General features: G+C 60.8%; 3 protein-coding genes. All 3 read left to right on the top strand.

Translation table 11 applies throughout. From position 1 onward, the window contains the following. Window positions 1–81 precede the first annotated feature (81 nt). The 3 genes from NKI38_RS33350 to NKI38_RS33340 all read left to right on the top strand — a co-directional run bounded on the left by NKI38_RS33350 (window position 82) and on the right by NKI38_RS33340 (window position 2,289). Window positions 82–225, top strand: coding sequence for a type II toxin -antitoxin system TacA 1-like antitoxin (locus tag NKI38_RS33350; protein WP_352665118.1), 144 nt, complete (start codon window positions 82–84; stop codon window positions 223–225). A 113-nt stretch (window positions 226–338) separates the two neighbouring features. Next, window positions 339–1,505: a glycoside hydrolase family 25 protein gene (locus NKI38_RS33345; RefSeq protein ID WP_352665116.1), complete on the top strand. Its 1,167-nt coding sequence runs from the start codon at window positions 339–341 to the stop codon at window positions 1,503–1,505. A gap of 46 nt (window positions 1,506–1,551) precedes the next feature. Then, window positions 1,552–2,289 carry a hypothetical protein gene (locus NKI38_RS33340; RefSeq protein WP_352665114.1) on the top strand — a complete coding sequence of 246 codons (738 nt, stop codon included), beginning with the start codon at window positions 1,552–1,554 and terminating at the stop codon, window positions 2,287–2,289. Window positions 2,290–2,357 lie beyond the last annotated feature (68 nt).

Here is a 2,357-nt window from a genome sequence, read left to right as displayed (position 1 = left end):
AAAAACACGGGGGCGATCATGCCCCCGTGTCGTCAAAAGGCTACCAGCCAAATATCCTGTCAGAACACTGAAGGTGCCTAAGTGAACTGCATTACCGCCATCATCCACCTTTCGATCAAGGATCAGATGGCGTTGGTGGAAGCGATTGTGAACCCGCCGGAACCGAATGAAGCGCTACGCAAAGCCGCAAATGCCCACAAACGGCTGGTCGTTGAATCCCGGTAACTCTCGCCTTCATCGTCGGTCAGCCAAAGGCCGCTTAGCCGCTGCTCCTGGCCGAAGCACTTCCTTAACCATAGCGGTCCAGGATTTGTATTCGGTCAACGGGGATCCCCTGTTTGAAAAGGACGGCGCACCTCCTTCGCCGCACAGCGCTCCTCGCTTTCGCGGCGACGATGGCGCTGTCGATGGCGGCAAGGGCTTCGGATTTTTCCGAGCCCTGGAAGAACGCCGATCGCGCCCTGGTCGTCGACGCCTACGAATACAATTCCATCGACTGGGCCCAGCTCGCCACCGACAAGCGGGTGGTCGGGTTCATCAGCAAGGCGTCCGACGGCATGCCGCCGCCCTATTTCTGTTTGGGCGACGAAACCGAGGTGAAACTGTGCAAGGCGCTGTGGAAACGCCACGCAGTGACGCGCGAACTGTTCCAGACCCGCCGGGTTGTCGCCAAGGCACTCGGCCTGAAATGGGGCGCCTATCACCTCGCCCGCCCCGGCAATCCGGTCGAACAAGCCAATAATTTCCTCGATTTCGCCGAACCAGCGCCGGACGATCTCATGGCCCTCGACATCGAGGGCAACGATCCTTCGCAATGGATGTCGCTGGACGATGCCGAGGAGTTCGTCCGCCAGGTGCATCGGCGCGTCGGCCGCTTCCCGGTCATCTACACCAACGGCAAAACAGCCCGGTACATTGCCGACAACAGCTACAGATACCGGCTCCTGTCGCGGCTGCCGCTCTGGTACGCCCGCTACGTCAACGACATCGACGTGCATTTCCCGATGGGCAACTGGCAGGGCTACACGCTGTGGCAGTTTTCGGCGCAAGCCAATTGCGGCCGGTTCCGCTGCCCTTACAGGGTCGCCGGCACGCCCAAGGACATCGATGTCAATGTCGCGCCGACAGACGCGGCCACGCTGCGGGCGCAATGGCCGTTCGGTGGGCTCATCGACGTGCCGCCCGACTATCTCGCCTCGATACCGCTTCCCGTCTCACGCGAAGCCGGCCTTGCCGGCAATGTCACCATCACCTACGCCTCGGTGGCGGCGCCGCCGACCTTCGAGGACATGGTTGTGGCGTTGGGCACGCGCTGGACGAAATTTCGCGACGGCTTCCGCATGCCTGTCGTGAAGACGGTGCCACGACGGCCTGGCTTCGGCATCGTCCAATATGTCGCCTGGAAGCGGACCGAACAGCGTTCTCCCGTACAACTCGACGCGGCCTTTGCCGCCGCCGATCCACTCAGCACCGCGTCGACCGAGATCGATCGCGGCCAGCGCTGACATCGGTCGCTTTCGACGTGCCTAAATCCTCGCCGTGGCCTTGTCGGTGCTGGCGCGCAAGCCGAAGAAGGATCAACGTTGCACGATCGCCGTGTCAGCGCCACCGCACCAACAGAAGCAAAAGGCCGCCTGCGGTCGTCTTGCAAGTTACAGGGTCTTAACGGCTCTGCGCCAAAGTGTTTCTATGAAACTTCCTGTTTTTGGCCGCAAAACATCATCGTCACCACAAACATCTCCTTCTCCGCCAGCAGGTGGCGGAGATAGCGAAGCTCATCCTGGGCATCGCGCCGTGCTCGCTCATCTGCGCAGGACCGAAGGTGAGCAGCCTCTTGCTCGTCCACAACTCGTCGGGCGTTTGCTGTTCGATATGATCTGCAAAATGATCGCCAATGATCGCGGGGTGCGCATGGAAGATCTCCTTGCGATCCTCGCCTCGACCGGCGGTTTCTCATGCCTCGTGGCCGCATTGAGCGAAGTCGGCTGGAGCCCGCCAGACGGCAACAGTCTGACAATAGTGACCGGAAAGGACAGCCATCGCTACTTCTTCGGTGATCTCCCCAACCGCTATCTGATTGAAAGCGAATTCGCATTGCTGAATTTGGCCTTGGGGGCGGCGCAGGCCTGTGGCGGCAGTGTCTCGTTGGATATGGTGCATCAAACCATGCGCCACGTCGCGAGCACGGTAGGTGGTGAGAGTTTCGGGCAGCCGCAGCTTCCCGCGGAACACCGCCCCGGCGATCTCCCATTCAACTACGTCGTCGACCGTGAACAATCCGCGCTCTAAGCGGCGACCGGCTTGGGCCGGAGTTGGAAGAGAGCGATCAAGAGGGACAAAAAACCCTTCAGCCACCT

The sequence above is a fragment of the Mesorhizobium sp. M0621 genome (assembly GCF_040320745.1).
GTDB lineage: Bacteria > Pseudomonadota > Alphaproteobacteria > Rhizobiales > Rhizobiaceae > Mesorhizobium.
This window is presented reverse-complemented; position numbering and strand designations above follow the sequence as displayed.